This window comes from Neobittarella massiliensis (ex Bilen et al. 2018), assembly GCF_900289145.1.
In the GTDB taxonomy this organism is placed as follows: Bacteria; Bacillota; Clostridia; order Oscillospirales; family Ruminococcaceae; genus Neobittarella; species Neobittarella massiliensis.
In genome coordinates this window covers 19,139-39,157 of sequence record NZ_OKQO01000003.1, presented here as the reverse complement: position 1 = coordinate 39,157, position 20,019 = coordinate 19,139, and the positions used below count along the sequence as shown (strand labels likewise).

Annotated in this window: 17 protein-coding genes and 1 tRNA gene; 9 read left to right on the top strand and 9 right to left on the bottom strand. The window is 59.0% G+C overall.

Annotated features, from left to right (window positions below; all coding sequences use genetic code 11):
- Positions 1-39 precede the first annotated feature (39 nt).
- The 6 genes from C6Y32_RS04675 to C6Y32_RS04650 form a co-directional block, all read right to left on the bottom strand.
- Positions 40-918, bottom strand: coding sequence for a DUF6017 domain-containing protein (locus tag C6Y32_RS04675; RefSeq protein ID WP_105204168.1), 879 nt, complete (start codon positions 916-918; stop codon positions 40-42).
- Positions 919-982: 64 nt separating this feature from the next.
- On the bottom strand, positions 983-1,168 hold the full coding sequence (locus C6Y32_RS04670; RefSeq protein ID WP_007045876.1) for a hypothetical protein: 186 nt from the start codon (positions 1,166-1,168) through the stop codon (positions 983-985).
- A 30-nt stretch (positions 1,169-1,198) separates the two neighbouring features.
- On the bottom strand, positions 1,199-1,477 hold the full coding sequence (locus C6Y32_RS04665; RefSeq protein ID WP_007045875.1) for a DUF5720 family protein: 279 nt from the start codon (positions 1,475-1,477) through the stop codon (positions 1,199-1,201).
- A 14-nt stretch (positions 1,478-1,491) separates the two neighbouring features.
- On the bottom strand, positions 1,492-2,427 hold the full coding sequence (locus C6Y32_RS04660) for a ParB/RepB/Spo0J family partition protein (RefSeq protein WP_040917437.1): 936 nt from the start codon (positions 2,425-2,427) through the stop codon (positions 1,492-1,494).
- Positions 2,384-3,205: a ParA family protein gene (locus C6Y32_RS04655; RefSeq protein WP_040917436.1), complete on the bottom strand. Its 822-nt coding sequence runs from the start codon at positions 3,203-3,205 to the stop codon at positions 2,384-2,386. Before C6Y32_RS04655 ends, C6Y32_RS04660 begins: the two co-directional genes overlap by 44 nt.
- Positions 3,206-3,758: 553 nt before the next feature.
- Positions 3,759-3,845 (bottom strand) — tRNA-Leu (locus C6Y32_RS04650).
- Between the two features lie 171 nt (positions 3,846-4,016).
- Here C6Y32_RS04650 and C6Y32_RS04645 point away from each other — a divergent pair.
- A complete protein-coding gene (locus tag C6Y32_RS04645; RefSeq protein ID WP_105204166.1) occupies positions 4,017-5,525 on the top strand; it encodes a WD40/YVTN/BNR-like repeat-containing protein in 1,509 nt (502 codons plus the stop codon).
- Positions 5,526-5,543: 18 nt separating this feature from the next.
- Here the strand turns inward: C6Y32_RS04645 and C6Y32_RS04640 are convergent, their stop codons facing one another.
- Together C6Y32_RS04640 and dinB are read right to left on the bottom strand one after the other, a co-directional pair.
- Complete coding sequence (locus C6Y32_RS04640; protein WP_105204164.1) at positions 5,544-5,783, bottom strand: hypothetical protein; 240 nt, start codon at positions 5,781-5,783, stop codon at positions 5,544-5,546.
- A 5-nt stretch (positions 5,784-5,788) separates the two neighbouring features.
- Entirely contained in the window at positions 5,789-7,033 is a 1,245-nt protein-coding gene (gene dinB, locus C6Y32_RS04635; RefSeq protein ID WP_105204429.1) for a DNA polymerase IV, read from the bottom strand.
- 203 nt (positions 7,034-7,236) lie between these two features.
- Between dinB and C6Y32_RS04630 the strand changes: the two genes are divergently transcribed.
- The 5 genes from C6Y32_RS04630 to C6Y32_RS04610 all read left to right on the top strand — a co-directional run bounded on the left by C6Y32_RS04630 (position 7,237) and on the right by C6Y32_RS04610 (position 13,756).
- Positions 7,237-7,815, top strand: a complete 579-nt coding sequence (locus C6Y32_RS04630) for an SOS response-associated peptidase (protein WP_105204162.1) — start codon at positions 7,237-7,239, stop codon at positions 7,813-7,815.
- Between the two features lie 466 nt (positions 7,816-8,281).
- Complete coding sequence (locus C6Y32_RS04625) at positions 8,282-9,586, top strand: ABC transporter substrate-binding protein (RefSeq protein ID WP_105204160.1); 1,305 nt, start codon at positions 8,282-8,284, stop codon at positions 9,584-9,586.
- Positions 9,583-11,580: an ATP-binding protein gene (locus C6Y32_RS04620; protein ID WP_105204158.1), complete on the top strand. Its 1,998-nt coding sequence runs from the start codon at positions 9,583-9,585 to the stop codon at positions 11,578-11,580. Before C6Y32_RS04625 ends, C6Y32_RS04620 begins: the two co-directional genes overlap by 4 nt.
- Before the next feature lie 15 nt (positions 11,581-11,595).
- A complete protein-coding gene (locus tag C6Y32_RS04615; RefSeq protein WP_164998137.1) occupies positions 11,596-12,105 on the top strand; it encodes a response regulator in 510 nt (169 codons plus the stop codon).
- A 160-nt stretch (positions 12,106-12,265) separates the two neighbouring features.
- Entirely contained in the window at positions 12,266-13,756 is a 1,491-nt protein-coding gene (locus tag C6Y32_RS04610; protein WP_105204428.1) for a flotillin family protein, read from the top strand.
- Positions 13,757-15,145: 1,389 nt separating this feature from the next.
- On the opposite strand, the gene C6Y32_RS04605 is transcribed toward C6Y32_RS04610, so the two are convergent.
- On the bottom strand, positions 15,146-15,688 hold the full coding sequence (locus C6Y32_RS04605) for an NADH peroxidase (RefSeq protein ID WP_105204155.1): 543 nt from the start codon (positions 15,686-15,688) through the stop codon (positions 15,146-15,148).
- A gap of 263 nt (positions 15,689-15,951) precedes the next feature.
- On the opposite strand from C6Y32_RS04605, the gene C6Y32_RS04600 reads away from it, so the two are divergent.
- The 3 genes from C6Y32_RS04600 (at position 15,952) to C6Y32_RS04590 (ending at position 19,862) form a co-directional block, all read left to right on the top strand.
- Positions 15,952-17,706 carry a B12-binding domain-containing radical SAM protein gene (locus tag C6Y32_RS04600; protein ID WP_105204153.1) on the top strand — a complete coding sequence of 585 codons (1,755 nt, stop codon included), beginning with the start codon at positions 15,952-15,954 and terminating at the stop codon, positions 17,704-17,706.
- A gap of 109 nt (positions 17,707-17,815) precedes the next feature.
- The gene (locus tag C6Y32_RS04595; RefSeq protein ID WP_105204151.1) at positions 17,816-18,727 is read left to right on the top strand and encodes a carbohydrate kinase family protein; all 912 of its coding nucleotides are present in this window, start codon (positions 17,816-17,818) and stop codon (positions 18,725-18,727) included.
- Positions 18,717-19,862 (top strand): PfkB family carbohydrate kinase, encoded by a 1,146-nt coding sequence (locus C6Y32_RS04590; protein WP_105204150.1) that lies wholly within the window; start codon positions 18,717-18,719, stop codon positions 19,860-19,862. The genes C6Y32_RS04595 and C6Y32_RS04590 overlap by 11 nt, the downstream gene beginning before the upstream one ends.
- Positions 19,863-20,019: the final 157 nt, after the last annotated feature.

The window sequence follows — 20,019 nt, the reverse complement described above, 5'->3', positions numbered from 1 at the left end:
ATCGTGCCTCCTTGGGCGGTGCAGCAGAAAAGGCGGCCATTACCAGCCGCCTGCGTGCATATCGTGGTTGACCTGGGCCGTGTAGTGATTGTTCATGGTGGTGGGCGCGTTGAACAGCACGGTCAGCAGGTACTGCTTCATGTTGCGGACCTCGGTGGTGTTGTTGTGCAGGCACTCCATGACGAACTCGATGTGGGAGCTGTCCAGCTTCAAGAACCGCGACCGCACGACCTCATGGGGAAAGTCCGCCCCGGCAATGCGGGTGGTCTTGCGTCTGGCGCAGACCGTTTCCACGATCAGCTCCACGATCTCGTCCAAATCCTCGCGGTAGGTGGTAAACTCCCGGCACAGGTGGTCGTACTCGATGTTCTCCAACACCAAATCCCGATAACTCTCCATTTCCTCCACCGACATCGCATCCCGTCCTTTCCGTTCCGGCAGCTGAGCTGCCGCAAAGCCCCGGAAGGGAATGGAATCGGTACTTGGTACATCCGTTGTTTGTTTTTGGGTCTTTGATTTCTCTATATTTAATTCTGCGGGCTTTTCCGTATCCGGGTCAGCCAGATACGGGTTTTCCGTATCTGGTGAAGCCGTATCCGGCTGGGGCGTATCCGGCTCTTTGGGCTGGGGCTGCTCATAGATGACATACTCGGTGTCGCTGATGCGTCCTTGGCGGTCCCGCATCTGGTGGCGGACGATGTACCCGGCGGCTTCCAGCTCCCGCAGCGCCCCGCCGATGGCGTCCACGCCCTCCTTGCAGATCTTCGCCAGACCGCGTGTGGTGTAGTTCCAGTCCTCTGGCAGAGATAACATCATGGACAAAAGCCCCTTGGATTTCAGAGACAGCGCCTTATCACGCAGGTGGTGGTTGCTCATCACGGTATAATCACGGGTCCGTTCAATACGAAAAACGGCCATTTCATCACTCCTCTCGGCATTCATGGCATGAAAAAAGCCGCAATCTTCAAAGAGACTGCGGCGGTCAGGTGCGGTAGTTCCGGCTGTGCCAGGAATACGGCGGCTTCGGCACAGGGGGCCGGGTAAAAACATCCTGCGCGGTGCCGAAGGGCAGGCGCTGCATCACCTGGTCGATCTCGGTGCTTTCCATGTCATGCTGGGATTGGCAATGTTCGCGGATGGCTTCTTCAATGTCTCTAACGGTACACATAATTCATTCCTTTCTTGGCAAGTGGTGGGTTTACGGGTGGCGGCGCTTTTTCTTCGGCTTGAAGTCTATGATGTGCCCCTCGACAACGTGGGCATGGCGCTTAATTTTGATCTGCTGGCTGCGCTGGGCGTCCAGGGCCTGCCGGTAGCCGTCCTCGGTGAGAAACAGGCGCACCTCGTCGCCGGGGCTGCCGTAAGGGGTGCGGGGCTTGCGGACCGCAAACTCCACCATCCAGCGGGTGCTGTCCTGAAATCGCTCCACAGCCAAAATGTTATGTCCTTTCAGCTCGCGGGCTGAAATATCCCTCATAGGCAACTCCTCTCTCAGCGTTCATGCTGTTGCTGGCGCTTGCGCTGCCACTGTTCCAGCAGCTTGATGATGGTCTCCTGCATCCGCTGGGGCGTATAGCTCCGGGGAAAATATTTGCGCAGGGTGTCGCTGGTGAAGGTGATCTTGTCCAGGTCGCTTTTCTTTTCTTCGCCCATGATGACCCGCATCATGTCGAGGGTCAGGTGGCCCTCCTGGCTGTACTTTTTCAGCCGCTGGGCCTGGGAGAGCGACGGCGTGGCCTGTTCGCTGTCCATCGCGTCCAGCAAATCCACCTGTTCCTCTTTTTTGAGGAAGGACAGCTCGTAGGCCGGATTGAAGGCGATTTTCTTCTCGTCCACCATGTCCAGCAGTTCGGGAATTAGCTCGGTGAGGCGGATATAACGAAAAATCTGGTTTTTACTCTGGCCGACCTGTTCAGCCAATACCTCGCTCGACTTCTTCCCAAAATCGTTCCCAACTTGGGAACAATTTTCTTTGGACGGTCTGCCAGCTTGTCGCTTCATAGCTTCCAGCTTCATCTTGTAGGCAAAAGCCCTTTCACTGGGGAGCAGGCTTTCCCGCTGCAAATTGCTGTCAACCATGATGATGGTGGCCTGGTCATCGTCCAGGTCGCGGACAATCACCGGCATGGTTTCTTTACCCGCCAGCTCGCTAGCTCGGTGCCGCCGGTGCCCGGCAACCAGCTCATAGCCGCCATTAGGGTCCGGGCGGGCAATGGCCGGGACCAGTACGCCGTACTGCCGGATGCTGTCGGCGGTCTCCATCATGGCCTCATCGTCCTTGACCTTAAAGGGGTGATCCTTGAATGGGTGCAGCTCCGACAAGGGAATTTCCATGACTTTTTCACGCTGGGCGTCGGCGCGGCTTTCCTCGGTGGAAAACAGGTCATCGACTGAGGCCAGCTCTACTTTTTTCGCGCTGCTTTTCAAGTTTTATCACCTCCCGCGTCAGATTTTTATAGGCTTCCGCCACCTTGCCGCCGGGGTCATGTGCGAAGATGCTCTTGCCCTCGGCGCTGATCTCCTTGGCTCGAACCGAGTGGGGAATCTCGGTGCCGAACACCTTGATTTTGCTGCCGTAGGTCTCCCGCAGCAGGGCGGCGATCTCTTTGGCAAAGTTGGTGCGGTTGTCCACCATCGTCAGCAGAATACCGTCGATCTGGAGCTTGGGATTTAACTGCCGCTTGACCTTGTTGATGGTGGACAGCAGCTGTTCCAGGCCCTTGGCGGGCAGATACTCCGCTTGGACGGGGACTATGATCCTGTTGGCGGCGGCCAGCGCGTTGACCGTGAGCATTCCCAGGGAGGGTTGGCAGTCGATGAGGATATGGGAATACTGTCCCTTCACCGTGTCCAGATACTGCCGCAGAATCGTCTCGCGGCTCATGGCATTCACCAGGGATACCTCCATGCCGGAGAGCTGGATGTCGGCAGGCATCAGGTCCACGCCCTCCGGGTGGTGCAGGATGCCCTCGCCGGGTTTGATCGGCTCGTCCATGAGAATACGGCCCATCGCATCGGACAGGGTAAAGGGCAGCTTGTCCGGCTGCGGGTTGCCCAGGCTGATGGTGAGGCTGGCCTGCGGGTCAGCATCCACCAGCAGCACCTTCTTTCCGGCCTGCGCCAGCCCGATGCCTAAGTTGGCGCAGGTAGTCGTTTTGCCGACGCCGCCCTTCTGGTTGGCAACGGCGATGATTTGTGGGTTCAATGACTTCACCTCATTTCTGATTGGGTGTTGTCATGTGCCTGCATAACACCCCTGGAAACAACAAAAGCCGCCACTTAAAACAAGTGACGGCTTCGCTTAAATCCAATATTCTGTTGTGTTTGGAATCAAAAGGTTTTGAGTTCCTTTCTGCTATTCATTTGTCGTTAATGAAACACCTCCTGCAATTCGACTTATTTCAGTATGATTTTTCGGTTTGGAAAAGGATGAAAAAATCAGACTGAAAACCTCAAAACCCTTGATCCTACGGGGCTTTTCCGGTTTGTCGTAATTATACCGTAAGGGCATACGTTTATCTCTGTAGTAAAATCGGACATGCCCGGGGAGCTCGTAAAGCTGATAGCGGGACACAGCACCAGCATGGACACATTCGGCATATATGGGCATGAACTAGACGGCGATGCAGCAAGAGCAGCAGGTATGGTAGACGATGTTTTTCGCCGCCTGATAAAATAGTTTTTTAAAAAGTGGGTTATAAAGTGGGTTATTGACAAAAACAAGGACCGCATGGATGGCTTATCCATGCGGTCCTTGTTGGTGCCGCTGACCGGACTTGAACCGGTACGCTGTTGCCAGCGAGGGATTTTAAGTCCCTTGTGTCTGCCGATTCCACCACAGCGGCACATAGAAACGACTTTATTATAATACAATACCGGGCGATGGGTGTCAAGATAAAAGTGGCCGTTTCACCGGTGATCGAGCACCGTATACGCCAGCCGGTATATGACTTTTTTCCCGGTGGGTGTTATACTGAAAGCCCAGGTATGATCGCTTATTTATAGGAGGCCTTCCCATGAAGAAAAAGCCGCTGCTCATTACTCTTATCGCTGCCACAGTACTGCTGCTCGCCGGCATCGTTACTTTTATTGTGCTACTGAGACCACAAAAGGTACCGGTCATCGAGGCCGGCGATACTTCCTACAATCTCGGGCGCTACGACCTGCAGAAAGAGGGGCTTGCCGGTCTTGAAAAGATACTGAGGGCAACGAAGAGTTTGCCGCCACAATACAATGTGTCGTACTTTAATGCCGAGCTGGACCGCAGAGGTCTGGTGCAATCGTTCACGCTGTCGCTCGACACCTACGATGAGAGCGGTACCTACTACGGCGGGGTGAGCTATCTGTACCGCGACAAGACCATCACCTATACCGAGACCACCTCTGCCAAATTGGGCCAACAGCTGGCATTTTTCTACGACCAAAACGCGACTTTAAGCTACCTAGACGGACTACTTAAACAGATCCCTATCAAAAAGCAGATCGCCGTCAGCGGACTATCCCGCTACTTTGTCGGCTACCGCCCACACACAGTGGTGCAGCAGGGGAACCCTATTTTTGACCTGCGTGCGGGAGACGCTCCCCAAGTGCTGGGTCCGCAAGACTACGCCGATGGAAAAGGCGGCGTGAGTGATGGCAAGACCAGCGTTGTGATCACTCTGTACGACGGCAGCAGTATGGTCTCTGGGCAGCTGTTTCAGTATGTATTTGCGCCGGCCGACGCCGATACCGCTTTGGGCGACCGGACCAGTCATATGCAGTGTGACTACATGATCACCGGCGGGCAGCTGCGCTTTTCTTACGATTATGGCTCCACCTGGGTACCAGCCCCCATTACCGAGCAAGAGCTAAAAGAGACGATGGATTTTTATCAGGACCGTTTGACTCTGCCCTCTACCAGCCTGTTCATGCCAGTAGATCCGGCGCTGCCTACCGCCTATTTCTGGGGCAAAACGCCGGTGCTGACGATCTCTACCGGTCAGGGCGGCAGCTGGCAAAATGTGCAGCTGCCCCTTTCGGACAGCTTTGAGCGGTCTATCAATAAGCGGGCAGTGGGGTTTGTCTCCCCCAGCTTTGGCTGGGCCGCGCTGGGGACCGACTGGTCGATGGGCGGCGGCGAACACAAGGCCTGTTATTTTACCCGTGACGGCGGCCAGAGCTGGGAGGAAAAGACGCTGCCCTTGCAGGGCTCCAGCCGCTACTTGCGGGATATGGCTATGGCTACCGAGCAGGTGGGAGCTGTTGCCCTGGACGCCGGCAACGACGTGTACTACCCGCTGCTGTTCGTCACTGATGACACCGGCGACAGCTGGGCCCAGATCGAGCTGCCCTACGACCAGCTTCCGGCCGAAAAGGTGCAGTACCTCACCGATATAGACAGTTTCCAATATACCGGCGGCCAGTACACGCTGGTGTTGGGTCAAGGTAATGCCGCCAATGCCAAGGTTACCTTTACTTCTACTGATCTGCATGGCGGCTGGAAACTTCAGGGTTGGGGCCGGGCTGCTATCCACACGGTGGGATGATCGGTACTGGCAGGGGCACTACCGGCCCTCGACGAACCAGTTGCCCTCCAGATCGTCGTGGTATAAATACCGCTCTCGGCCCAGTACCCGTACCGTATAGCGTATGCCGGCGCCCCCTACCTGCTGGGCCACGGCGCGCTCTACCTGCAAAATGCGGTCTATCTGGTACACGGTGCCGTCTTCCCACTCCAGCGACAGCGGGGTGATGCGCCCCTTTTCATCGATGTGTACCACCACCGGCACGACTACTTTGCGCACAGCTCTCAACCTCCTAAAAAGCCCACCGGATAGATGATGTGGTCTCGCTGCGGATCTACTGCCGCCAGAGCCGGATCGGTGAGCATGATGCCCCGGCGCACAGCGAAATTTCCGTACTTGGCGCGGATCCCATCCAGCGCGCACTCCAGATCGGTCTGGCGCTGGGCGCGCTGGATCTCGCCGTAAAGCGACAGCTGTGGCGGCGTTTGCAGGGCCAGATTGCAGGCCTTTACCCCCAGTCCCCGCGCCGGACGGCCCGGCAGCCGGTGGCGGCAAAATAGCCGGTGCGCGGCATCGAACAGCGTCTGCGAATCCTGACAAGGCTCTTTTAGCGTCATCTGGCGCTGATAGCTCCACAGGTCGCAGTCGCGAATGGTGAGCTGCACGGTGCGGGCGGTGAGGTGCTGCGCCCGCAGACGGGCAGCTACGCTGTCGCACAGTGCATACAGTGTGATGCGGGCGTCGCGGTCGGTGACCAGATCGCGCGGGGCGGTGGTGCTGTTGCCGATACTCTTGACCGGCAGCGAGATGTGGGACGGCTGCACCTGTGAGCGGTCGCACCCGTTGGCCCAGCCCCATAAAAGAACGCCCACCTTGCCCAGCTTTTGCTGCACCAGTGCCGGCGGTTGGGCGGCCAGCTGACCGATGGTGTGTATGCCCATACGCGCCAGCTTGCTTTCGGTGGCGTGGCCCACGTAGATCAGGTCCTGCACGGGCAGAGGCCATACCCGCTCCTGCCAGCAGTTGGGCGGCAGCACAGTGGTGGCGTCGGGCTTTTTTAAATCGCTGCCCAGTTTGGCAAATACCCGATTAAAAGATACCCCTACCGATATGGTGACGCCAAGCTCTTTTTTTACCCGCCGGCGCAGCTGGGCGGCGATCTGGCTGCCGCGGCCAAACAGGCGGGCGCTGCCGGTCACATCCAGCCAGCACTCGTCCAGGCCGTAGGGCTCGACGAGATCGGTATAATCTAAATAGATCTGCCGCACCAGCTGTGAATAGTGCAGATAGCGGCCATAATCGGGCGGTACGAACACGATCTCGGGGCATTTTTGCCGGGCCAGCCACAGTGGGTCACCAGTCTGCACATCACAGGCGCGGGCCTCGTAGGACTTGGCCAACACGATGCCGTGCCGCAGCTGGGCGTCGCCGGCCACCGCCACCGGCTTGCCCCGCAGCTGGGGGCGATATACGCACTCTACCGAGGCGTAAAAGTTATTGAGATCGGCGTGTAAGATGGTCCTTTCCATAGTCATTACCGGCGTATACAGTGCCAAAAATAAACGTTTGTTCTTTTTCTGTGTTTTTATTGTATACCTCTCCCCCGCCGATATCTACAGGGAAATACCACCAGCTGCTGTGTGCGACAGTCTAGGACCGGTTTGATAGACCGGCCGTGGGCGGGGCAAACTGACTGTACCAGTTCTATAAAAAAGCAAAGGAGGACGACGTTATGTGCGGCCGATACACGCTGTTTACCGATACCGACAGCCGCGAGATCATGCGCATTATTCAGGAGGTGAGCAGGCGCCACCCCGAAAGAGAGGTAAAGACCGGTGAGATCTTCCCCACCAATGCGGCGCCGGTGCTCCTGCGGCAGGGAGCACACATTCAGGCGGATGTTTTTGGCTGGGGCTTTCCCAAATTTGGCGGCTCGGCGGGCGTGATCATCAACGCCCGCAGCGAGACCGCGCAGGACAAGCCCATGTTTCGCAACAGCTTGCTGTTTCGCCGCTGCGTGGTGCCCAGTACCGGCTTTTACGAGTGGTCGCAGGACAGAGCCCACCAGAAGTACCTGTTCACCCGCCCCGGCGACAGCGCACTCTATATGGCGGGGCTCTATAACGTGTTTGACGGGCAGCCGCGGTACGTTATTCTCACCCGCGCCGCCAACAGCTGGATGCGGGATATCCACCACCGCATGCCGGTGATCCTGCCGCCAGATCAGCTGGAGAGCTGGTGCAGCGCACCGGTCGAGCAGGCCGCAAAGCTGCTGCAATGCGCCCCTGAGCTGGCGCGGCAGGCGGTGTGATCTCTCCAGCTCAGCTTGTGTTTTAAAAAGGGCGGACCGCTGCTTTGGCAGCGGTCCGCCCTTTTTATGCCGACATCACAAATGTTACGAAATTGTAAATTCGGGCATTTTGGGCAGTATTGGGCGCCACTTTAGGTATTTGCCGCTGCTGGAGGCGTGTTTACCGGCTATCGCCTTTTGCCGCTTTACAGCGCCGGTGCACACACCGATCCAACCGATCTTTTATTTTGGGGCGCCGGCGAGCTTTTAGCAGCGGCGGACAGTTGGCAGGCAGTTTTTTGCCCGGCTGTTTTTGGGGGGACAGAAGAGGGGCACAAAGTGCCGGTAAACTGATCGCAGATACCGTCACACTTTTCACAGTTTGTTAAAGGGAAACCTTTTTCTTTTGACCGATATAGAGTATACTGTACAAAATGGTGAAAACAGGTCCTGTTATAGCGATCTGTGCGGGGGTGGGGGCGTTTTTATGAGGATGGGGCGACGGGTTTGGGCACTGCTGCTGTTGCCGGCACTGCTGCTGGGTGTTTTAAGCGGGTGTAATGAGAGCAAGAACATTGTTTTTGAGGCCGACACTGGAGCGGTACAGCACCAGACCGACCTGACCTTTTTTGGCTACAAATACGAGGCGCTGAACGTGATGGCCATTGAGGACGCGCTGCACGGCTACATGGACGACTACCCCGGGGTGAACATTGCCTATGACGGCATCAAGAGCCCGGATTACTTTAGCGTGCTGGAAAAGCGGCTGTCCACCGGCAACGGCGACGACATTTTTATGGTGGACCACGAGCGGGTGTTAAAGCTGTCGGGGCAGGGACAGCTGGCCGATCTGTCGGACCTGTCGACGCTGGAAAACTTTAGCGATCTGGCTCGCAGCCAGATGGCCGCCGACGGGACCATCGACTACCTGCCCACCTCTATCTCGGCTTTTGGCCTGTACTGCAACACCACACTGCTTAAAAAGCACGGGCAAAAGATACCCGAGAACCTGGCTGAGCTGGAGGCGGTGTGCGACTACTTTGTGTCGCAGAAGATCATCCCCATCGTGGCCAACAACGATATATCGCTAAAGACGGTAGTGCTGGCCAAGGGATTGCTGCCGGTATACCAGAGCGCGGACCCCGCCGCCCGGATCGCCCGTTTGAGCAGCGGCCAGGACGACCTGACCCAGGTGTTGGCCCCCGGCTTTTCACTGGTGGAAAAGATGCTGCGCCGGGGTTGGATAGACGCCGACGAGGCGCTGAACACCGCCAAGACCAAAGACGATCTGGCGCTGTTTGCCGCCGGCGAACGGCCCTTTATGCTGACTGGCGTCTGGGCGGTGCCCCGCCTGCGGGAGCTGGAGCCGGATTTTTCTTTTGAGGTGCGGCCCTATCCGATCTTAGACGACGGCAGCGTGCTGGTCATCAACATCGACACCCGCGTGAGCGTGAACGCCGACAGCCCCCATGTAGAGAAGGCCAAGGAGTTTGTGGAGTATTTGACCCAAAAAGATGTGATGTGGGAATTTGTGGACAGCCAGTGCTCGTTTAGCCCACTCAAAGACAACCGCCTTTCTGAAGACCAGGCGATACAGTCTATCAGCCCCTACCTCACCAACGGGCGCAGCGTCATTGGCGCCGACGACAACCTGCAGCTGCCCATTTGGGACCTCGCGCGGCAGTGCACGGTGGGGATGCTGCAGGGGGACAGCGCCGAGCAGGCCACAGCGCGCATGCAGCTGCTGATCAACCAGTGGCGCGCACAGCAGACGGAGGTAGGTACACCGTGAAGAGAAGGCACAAGTGGGCTATCGTTGCGCTGGTGCTGCTGGCACTGGCGGGACTTTTGGGCGGCGGTATCTACTATATCGCCCATGTGCAGGAGGCGCTGTGGATCAAGGCGGTGACCGATATTTTGGAGGTGACCGCCCAGGGGCGGCACGCACTGGACACCTATATGGAAAAAGACGCCGAGACGCTGCACCTGCTGGCAGCCGACCTGAGCGGCGAGGACCCCGCCGACGGGGCCACGCTGCTAAAAAAGGTGCGCCTTTTTAGTGAGAGCGGCACCAGCTATATCTGTGTGGTACTGGATACCGGTACCGTGTATACCGACCGGCAGCAGGCGGGATATGTTTTGAGCCAGGAGCAGCTGGACACCTTTTTGGCACTGGCGGAAAGTGGGGTGCGCCGCCCCTTTTTAGACGGCTATACCGGGGTGTGGACCCTGGGCAACTACGAGCGCTTTACGTTTGCCGACGGCACCGTGGGACTGGTGCAGAAAACTCGTCCGCTGGCGGAGGTGGCGCAGCGATTCTCGCTCTCGTTTTACGACGACACGGGGTTTTCTTACGTGGTGGACCGCGAGGGGGATATCCTCATCCGCTCCCTGCACAAAAACAGCAACCGCACCTTTCAAAACCTGTTTGACATCGTCGACCTGCAGGGCAACGAGTCGGGCGCAGTGGAGACCTTTCGCGCGGCGCTGGGCAACGGCAAAAAAGGGGTGGCGCGCTTTCAGTATCAGGAGCAGGAATACGTATTTTGTTACGTGCCGCTGGAGAGCGTGCCGGGCTGGGACGTGATCTCGATCGTGCCCAACCAGGTGATCATGGAGCAGGCCGGCGAGATCATTGAGCAGTCGCAGATACTGCTGCTGTTGGTGGCGGCAGGCGTGCTGGTGCTGACGGCGTTCTTTTTGTTCTACCGCTACTCTACCAGACGGATCGTGGCGGCCAAAGAGGAGGCGCGCCGGGCCGCCGAGAGCGCCAGCGTGGCCAAGAGCCGCTTCCTCTCGAACATGTCGCACGATATCCGCACGCCGATGAACGCCATCATCGGCATGACCAAGCTGGCCGCCGACCAGGCCGACCAGCCGGACAAGGTGCGGCAATATTTAAAGAACATCGATCTGTCGGGGCGGATGCTGGTGGGGCTGATCAACGACATTTTGGACATGTCGCGCATCGAGAGCGGAAAGATGGTGCTCAGCGAGACCGACACCTCGCTGGAGGAGCTTTTGACCGGCATCGTGAAGATGGTACAGCCTATGGTGACGGAAAAGAAGCAGCAGTTTGAGGTGCGGCTGCTGCAGGTGCAGCACGAGACGCTGTGTTTTGACGCGCTGCGGCTCAACCAGGTGCTCATCAATCTGCTCTCGAATGCGGTTAAGTTTACCCCTGCGGGGGGCGCTATCACCGTAGAGGTGGCTGAGCAGCCCGCGGTCAAAGAGGGCTGTGCCCGTCTGGTATTTCGTGTGGCCGACACCGGTATCGGCATGAAGGCCGATTTTCGCGAGCATTTGTTTGACACCTTTAGCCGCGAGCAGGACAGCCGTGTAGACAAGATCGAGGGCAGCGGGCTGGGAATGGCCATTACCAAGATGATCGTGGACCTGATGGGCGGCGAGATCACCGTGCAGAGCCAGCCGGACCGGGGGAGCACCTTTACCGTGGAGCTGGATATGCGCCTGCCCGGCCGCCAGCTGCCGGCCGAGGACCCGCTGCCGCCCATGCGCGTGCTGCTGGCCGACGATGACGCAGCCACCCGCCAGTCGGCAGCCGCCTTTTTGCGGGAGCTGGGGGCGGCGGCCGATATCGCCGACAGCGGACAGGCCGCCGTGGAGATGGCGGTAGCGGCCCACGGCCGAAAAGCGGACTACGACCTGATCATTTTGGACTGGAAGATGGCCGGCCTGAGTGGGATCGAGGCCGTGCGCGGGATACGGGAGCGCATACCGGCCGAGGTGCCGGTGGTCATTTTCTCGGCCTACGACTGGGCGTAGATCGAGGCCGAGGCAGTGGCGGCAGGCGCCAACGGCTTTATCCAAAAGCCGATCTTCAGGTCGACGCTGTACCACTGCCTGCGGCAGTATGTGCTGCGGCAGGAGCCCAGCGCCCCGGTCGGCGGCGACACAGCCGACCTGAGCGGCCGGCGCATCCTGTTGGCCGAGGACAATGCCTTTAACCAGGAGATCGCCCGGGAGATCCTGCAGGAGGTGGGGGCCCAGGTCGAGACGGTAGACGACGGGCGGGCCTGCGTGGAGCGCTTTGCGCAGATGCCGGCGGGTTATTTTGACCTGATCCTGATGGACATACACATGCCGGTGATGGATGGCCATGAGGCCGCCCGCCAGATACGGCGCATGCGGCGGGCGGACGCGGCCACCATCCCCATTTTTGCCATGACGGCCGACGCTTTTGCCGAGGACATCGAGGCGGCCAAGGCGGCGGGCATGAACTGCCACATTGCCAAACCGCTGGATATACCGGTCATGCTGCGCGAGATGCAGCGGTACCTGCCACGCTAGACAGTGCGCCGGCGCCCGGGAGGTGCCCGGCCGCTGTTTTGGGAGATGGGCTCAGTTGTTCCGGCGCCGGCGGTGTGGTATAGTGAACTTGGATATGTGCAAAATTGCCGGCGGACCGGGCTATCTGCCCGCCGGCCCTATTATGGAAAGGATGGTCTTTATGCCTCCCCTCAGTCTACTCATCCCCATTGGTATTGCGGTAATTTTGATCTTGGCACTGTTTTTCACCGGTTATGTGAAAGCGTCGCCCGACACGGCGTACATCATCTCTGGCCTGCGGCGGCAGCCCAAGGTGCTTATTGGCAAGGCGGGCGTAAAGATCCCGTTTTTAGAGAAAAAAGATATCCTCAACCTGCAGCTCATCCCCATCGATGTAAAGACCTCCAACGCAGTGCCCACCGCCGACTACATCAATATCAACGTGGATGCGGCAGTCAACGTAAAGATCAGCGACCAGCCCGAACTGCTGCGGGTGGCCGCCCAGAACTTTTTGAACCAGCCCACCGCCTACATCTGCGCCGTGGCCCGCGAGGTGCTGGAGGGCAACATGCGTGAGATCGTGGGCAAGATGGACCTGCAGGAGATGGTATCGGACCGACAGAAGTTTGCCGAGCTGGTAAAGCAGAACGCCGAGCCGGACCTGGCCTCGATGGGGCTGGACATCGTGAGCTTCAACGTGCAGAACTTTATCGACGACTCGGGGGTCATCGAGAACCTGGGTGTAGACAACATCGTCAAGATCCAGAAAACGGCGGCCATCGCCCGTGCCGAGAGTGAAAAAGAGATCGCCAAGGCCAAAGCGATGGCCCAAAAAGAGGCCAACGACGCCCAGGTAGCCGCCCAGCAGGAGATCGCCATCAAGCAAAACGATCTGGCGGTAAAGCAGGCTGAGCTCAAACGCATATCGGACGCCAAGAAGGCGGAGGCGGACGCCGCCTACCGGATCCAGGAGCAGGAACAGCGCCGCACCATCGAGATCGCCACTTCGGACGCCGACATCGCCAAGCAGGAAAAAGAGATCGTCATCAAAAAGCGCGAGGCCGAGGTGCAGGAAGAGGCGCTGAACGCCAGCGTGAAAAAGCAGGCCGACGCCGAGCTGTACCGCCGCCAGAAAGAGGCCGAGGCCCAGAAGTTTGAGATGCAGCGCGCCGCCGAGGCCGCCCTGTTTGCCAAGGAGCAGGAGGCCACCGGTATTCGCAGGGTGGGCGAGGCTGAAGCCGAGGCCATCCGCCAGAAAGGACTGGCCGAGGCCGAGGCCATGGAGAAAAAAGCCGAGGCCTACCAGAAGTACAACAGCGCCGCTATGGGCGAGATGCTCATCAGGGTGCTGCCCGATATTGCTCAGAAGATCGCCGAGCCCATGGCGGCCATCGATAAGGTGACCATTATCGGCTCTGGCAGTGAAGGCGTGAGCAGTGTGGCGGACGGGGTGCCGGCGGTGATGGCCAAATTGTTTGAGACCATGCGCGAGACGGTGGGCATCGACCTGAACGAGATCGTGCGCGCCGGCAGCTATGACGCCAAAGTGAACCGCAATGTGGCGGTGAGCGGTATACCTGAGAGCATTACCCTAAATACCCAGACTGCAGAAAAAGAAGAAGAGACGGCAGTGGAAGAAAAGGACGAGGACGAGAGCGAAAAAGAGAGATAACGCGGGTACATAGGCAAAAAGAGCTGCCAGCAGGCGGCTCTTTTTTGTTTGGACGTTTGTCTGGGTGACAGAGAAATTTTTCTGAAATGAGAGGCTCTCTGTTTTTTGTTACAGATAATTTATCGAGATCTGATAACTAACTATCGTAAAGTATCGCACAAATATTTTCTATAAAAGCGGTGTTTGACCGCGAAAGATCGTCGGCGCTTTGTAGGTCTCGTGGCCCCGAGCGCCTTTTTTGTCTGCGGGGAGGCTAAGACGGCGCCATATACGATAAAAGCTCTGATAAAAATACCGCTAGCGGGCCCGCTCCTCTCCCATTTTATGTGGGCTATACGGAAGAGCGCCCCGCCATGCGCAAAGTGCGCCAAGGCGGCGATGCGGTATACTACGTGAAATACATCCATTTACCGCGCGGGCAGCGATGCGCCCGTTATCGCCGAAAGGAGGAGCATCAACGGATCGGTCCTGCGCGAAAGTACTCTCTGCGGTCTCGTCTATTCCTCTTGGCCGACCGATTCTGACGGGATGGGTTGTACGCTCTGCCGCAAAGACTTGACCGGCAGCAGCGAGCCGGAGCCCATTTGGAGCGGACGGGGATATCCATCTGGTGGGGGGAGAGGGCAGCCCCCTCTATATGCACCGTTCACGGGCGAAAACACGGCAAGACCGGGACAGCGCGCACAGGTGCGCACAGACGCGCACAGACGTGTGTACGGCGCTGTCTAAAGGCAGTGATGCCAAACCCGAAGAGCGAACAGAACCTGTCGGCACTTTGTGCGATGCGCCCGGAGCCGCTTGTTGTGTAGAGTACACCGCCGAGGCCAAATATGGCCTGAAACTTTTTAGACCAGCCAGTGCAGCAGAGCGCTTTTATCTTCTGGGCCGAGCCGCCGGCCATCTGGTCACCGCCAAGTCTGTCTATATGGCCAGCTATCGGCCGGATCGTATCCAACAGACCGATCTGATGACCGGAGAGCCCCGATCTGTATGGTTGGTCTCCCCTTCTCGGCAGAGTTTTATTTTTTGACCTGCGGTGAAAACGACCTCTATTTGTATGCAGCGGCCGAGACGGCAGAGCAAGAGCAGTCCGGTATCTACCAGCTGCCTATGGCCGGCGGAGAGCCGGGGGCTGCTGACAGGTGAGGAGAGCGGGGCTGCGGAGCGAGACTTTACAGCAGGCGCCGCCGTATTGGACGGGTGACCACACTGGTTCACCTATCTCGCCCCTTGCCGGATAGATCTGGCCACTGGGGAGATCCGGCAGGTACTTTTTATATATGACGGATACCTGCGCCAAAACAGAGAGACAGGATGGCTTAAAGCCATCCTGTCTCTCTGTTTTATAGTTGGGAGTAAAGAAGTCAGCTATGTAGCATGTAGAGGAGATCAGAAGTATCTCTTCAGCAGGCCGGCGAAACCACAGCCGTGGCGGGCCTCGTCTTTAGCCATCTCGTGTACGGTGTCGTGGATGGCATCGAGATTGAGGGCCTTGGCGCGGGTGGCCAGGTCTTTTTTGCCGGCGCAGGCGCCGTGCTCGGCAGCTACGCGCATCTCGAGGTTCTTCTTGGTGCTGGAGGTCACTACCTCACCCAGCAGCTCGGCGAACTTGGCGGCGTGCTCGGCCTCTTCAAAAGCGTATCTCTTATAGGCCTCGGCGATCTCGGGATAGCCCTCACGCTCGGCCACACGGCTCATGGCCAGGTACATGCCGACCTCGCTGCACTCGCCGTTAAAGTTGGCGCGCAGATCCTCGATGATGTCGGCGGGAGCGCCTTCGGCCACGCCCACTACATGCTCGTCAGCGAAAACCAGACCCTCGGAGGCCTGCTCGTTGAACTTAGAGGCGGGAGCGCCACAGACCGGGCACTTCTCGGGCGCGGCGTCGCCCTCATGTACGTAACCACAAACGGTGCAGATAAATTTTTTCATTCGTAAATTCCCCCTAATCAAAATTCTCTCACAAGTTTTAACTGGTATTGGGTCAGTTTCTCTTGGTGTGATTAAACTATACCACCTTAGTCCACATTTGTCAACACCTCTCCGACAAAATTTTTTCAATAATTTTCCTGCCGGACACCAAACAGAGCCGGCTGCGCAACAGTTCCTGTTTGGTGCCCGGTGGGGATACTTCTACTCGGCTGGATGTGGTACAATATAGAGATCGTACCATCAAGTAAGAGGAGGCCCTATCCGTGGACACACTGCTCATCTCGATCAACTCTAAATACAGCCACACCGGGCTGGCTGTGCGCTACCTGGAGGCGGCCATCCGGCGTGCGGAGGGCAGCTGCCAGGTACTGGAGTGCACCATCAACCAGCTGCCCCACCAGCTGCTCAGCGAGATCTACCGCCGCTGTGCACGCCCTACACGGCTGCTGTTTTCCACCTATATCTGGAACGTGGCCACGATCGCCCGGTTGGGGCCGGACCTGAAAGCGATACTGCCCCACTGCCCCATATTCTGTGGCGGCCCGGAGGCCGGATACGACCCTGATTTTTTAAGCAAGTACCCCTGGTGCGACGGGGTGCTCACCGGTGAGGGAGAGATACCGGTGCCGCTGTTGGCGGCGGGGGCGCCGCTGCCGGAGGTGCCCGGCCTGCACTGGCGAGACGGGGCACGGGTGGTGCAAAACGGTCCGGCACCGGTGCCGGACATGGACCAGCTGCCGTTTGTATACACTGCGGACACGCTGCCCCGCGACCGCACGCTGTACTATGAGACCAGCCGCGGCTGCCCTTTTCACTGCCACTACTGTCTGTCGGGGGCGGGGGGACAGGTGCGCTTTCGCAGCCTGGAGAAGGTATTTGCCGAGCTCGACTTCTTTTTGGCACAGCGGGTGCGGCAGGTAAAATTCGTCGACCGCACCTTTAACTGTGACCGGGCGCGGGCGCGGACCATCTGGCGCTACCTGATGGAACACGATAACGGGGTGACCAACTTCCACTTTGAGTTGGGGGCCGACCTGCTGGGGCCCGAGGACGCGGCGCTGCTCGAGGGGGCCCGCCGGGGGCTGTTCCAGTTTGAGATCGGGGTGCAGTCCACCCACCCGGCCACGGTGGCCGCCGTGCAGCGGGTACACGACTTCAGGGCGATCGCCAAGGCGGTGGGCGCGCTGCTGGCGCCGGGCAACATCCACATCCACCTGGACCTGATCGCCGGACTGCCCCACGAGGACCTGACGGCTTTTTCCCGCTCGTTTGACGATGTTTACCGGCTGCACCCCCACCAGCTACAGCTGGGCTTTTTAAAGCTGCTGCACGGCAGCCTGCTGCGCCAGGAGGCCGAGGGGTACGGCATCGTGTGCAGCGAGGCGCCCCCCTATCAGGTGCTGCGCACCCGCTGGCTGTCTTTTGCGGACCTGCTATTGCTGGAGCAGGTGGAGGACTGTGTGGATACCTTTTACAACTGCGGCCGCTACCGCACGGCGATCGGGTACCTGGAACAGCTGCTGGAGAGCCCCTTTGCGCTCTACTGCCAGCTGGCCCAGTATATGCAGCTGGAGCGGCAAAAAGAGCAGGTATCGGGCATGCCGGCGGCACTTTCTAAAGAGGACAAGTGGCGTTTGCTGCTGGCGTTTGGCACCGGGCTGCCGGGGGCCGACGCCGCGCGGCTGCGGCAGTGCATCCAGTTTGACCGGCTGCGGCAGGAGCGGCCAAAAAAACACCTCCCCTTTTTAGACGGCGGTGACCTGACGCCCCGCTACCGCCAGCAGATCCGCGACTTTTACGGCGATGAGGCGCAGGTGGCCCAATACCTGCCCGGCCATGTGGGCATGCACCCGGCGGCTATTGCCAAGTCGGTGTACATCCACGTGTTCCCCTATCCGGTGTGGCCCGACAGCCGGGAGACGGCGGGCGGACCGGTGGCGGTACTGTTTGACTACAGCCGCACCGACCCGGATAAAAACGCCATATTTTACCAGATAGATCTGGACGAATCTGTTTGACAGGAGTTGCCGCCAAACCGTATAATAGTAGCCAAGTGCTCTTAAATCGCTCCCATTTGTCGATCGTTTTCGAGAATTTCGCCACCAGTGACGAGGAGGTCTTTGTGCCATGGGCTATGTAGTGTATATAGGCGCCGCCAACGTGGATATTACCGGTTTTGCTACCGGTGACCTGATACCCCGCAATTCGAACCCCGGCAAGATACGGCTGTACAGCGGCGGCGGAGCCCGCAACAGCGCCGAGTGCTATGCCCGGCTGGGGGGCGAGGTGAAATTTATTGGGGCGATCGGCGACGACGCCTTTGGCCAAAAACTGGTGCAGGACAGCCAGGCGGTGGGCATCGACATGTCGCACTGCCTGACGGTGCCGGGAGCGATGTCCTCGGCCTATATCGCCCTGATGGACGAGGAGCGCGACATGGCCGTGGCGCTTTCGGATGTGGAGCTCGAGCAGCGGCTGACGCCGGAATTTATGGCCGCGAAGCTGCCAGTGCTGTGCGGGGCCCGGGCGGTGGTGCTGGGCAGCGGGCTGCCTATGGAGACACTGGAGTTCGTCACCCAGAACTGCCGGGTGCCGCTGTGGATCGACACCTCATCGGTATCGCGCGGGCTGGCTATCAGGCCCATTTTGGGCCGCTTTCACACCGTGAAGTGCAACCTGCTGGAGGCCATGGCGGTGACCGGCGAGACCGCGCAGGACATTGCGGCCCTGCAGCGCATGGCCAGGGCTATTTTGGCCATGGGGTGCCGGCGGGTGCTCATCACCTGCGGCGCGCGGGGCGCCTTTTGCGCCGACGGTGAGAGCACAGGTATGCACCCGGCTATACCGGTGCGCCGGGTGCAGAGCGCTACCGGCGCCGGCGATTCATTTTTTGCCGGGGTGCTCTTGTGGCGGGAGCGGGGGTACTCGATCCAGCAGTCGGTCCGCTTTGGGATGGCGGTGGCCAATCTGACCATCCGCTCCCCCCTGCCGGTCAATCCCGATCTAAATTTAGAGGAGGTCTTAGCTCTTGCATTCTGACTTTGAAGACACAGCAAAAAACCCAAAATACGGCGCACCCATCACCAAGAGAGAAGCCGAGATCCTGGCCATCATTCGCAAAAACCCCATGATCAGCCACCAGGAGTTGGCCGACATGCTGGGCATCACCCGGTCTGCGGCCTCGGTACACCTGACGAACCTCACCAAAAAAGGCAAGATCAAGGGCCGCGGCTACATACTTGAGCAGCCCAATTACGCCACCATCATCGGCGCGGCCAACATGGATATCAACGGGTTTTCGTTTGAGCCCATGGTGGCCGGCAGCTCGAACCCCGGGCGCATCTCGCTGGTGCCGGGGGGCGAGGCCCGCAACTTGGCCGAGAACCTGGCTCGGCTGGGCATCAACGCCAAGCTGATGGCCCCCATTGGCGGCGACATGTTCGGCGAAAAGATCGTGGCCGACTGCCGGGCGCTGGGGATAGATACCTCCGACTGCCTGCTGCTGCCCAACGCCTCTACCTCGCTGTTCATGGCTTTTATCAACTCCGGCGGCGACATGGCTATGGGCCTGTCGGACATGCGTATAGAGGACAACATCACCCCCGAATACGTACAGCGCAAATCGGGCATTTTGGCCGGTTCTAAGGTCATCGTGCTGGGCAGCGGGCTGCCGCCGGAGACGCTGCAGTACGTGCTGGAAAACTTCCCCCAAAAGGAGATCATTATGGATGTGGGGGCGGTGGGTAAATGCAAGCGCTTTGTCCATCTGCTGGACCGCATGTGTACCTTACAGCTCAACCGCATCGAGGCGGAGTTCATCTCGGGGATCTCGATCGTAACGGCGCAGGATGCCATCCGCGCGGCCAAACACATCAGCAAGATGGGGCCCAAACGGGTGTTCATCACGCTGGGCGTAAAGGGCTGTGCGGTGGTGACCCCCAGCGAGGAGGGGTTCTTCCACACCCGCGCCCGGCGGCCGGTGAGCACCACCGGCGTGGGCCAGGCCTACACCGCCGGGATCGTGTACGGGGCCATCTACGACTTGTCGCTGACCGAGACGGTGCAGTTTGCCATGGCTTGCTCTACCCTTACGCTGCAGTCGGAGAGCGCCGTCAACCGGGCGCTGAACCTGCAGGCAGTGGAACAGGTGGTGCTGGATAACCAGGAATACTAAAATTTTGCCGCCGCGCCGGCCGCTTGCCGCGAGGCGATAGCAGCCGGGTACTGTTTGACTGCTTTTTAGGGCTGTGGGCACCGATGCCGGTCGCCTGCCGTCCTATTTTTATGGCAGCGACGGCTGTTTGACCGCCGATACCTGCGCGCAGAGCCAG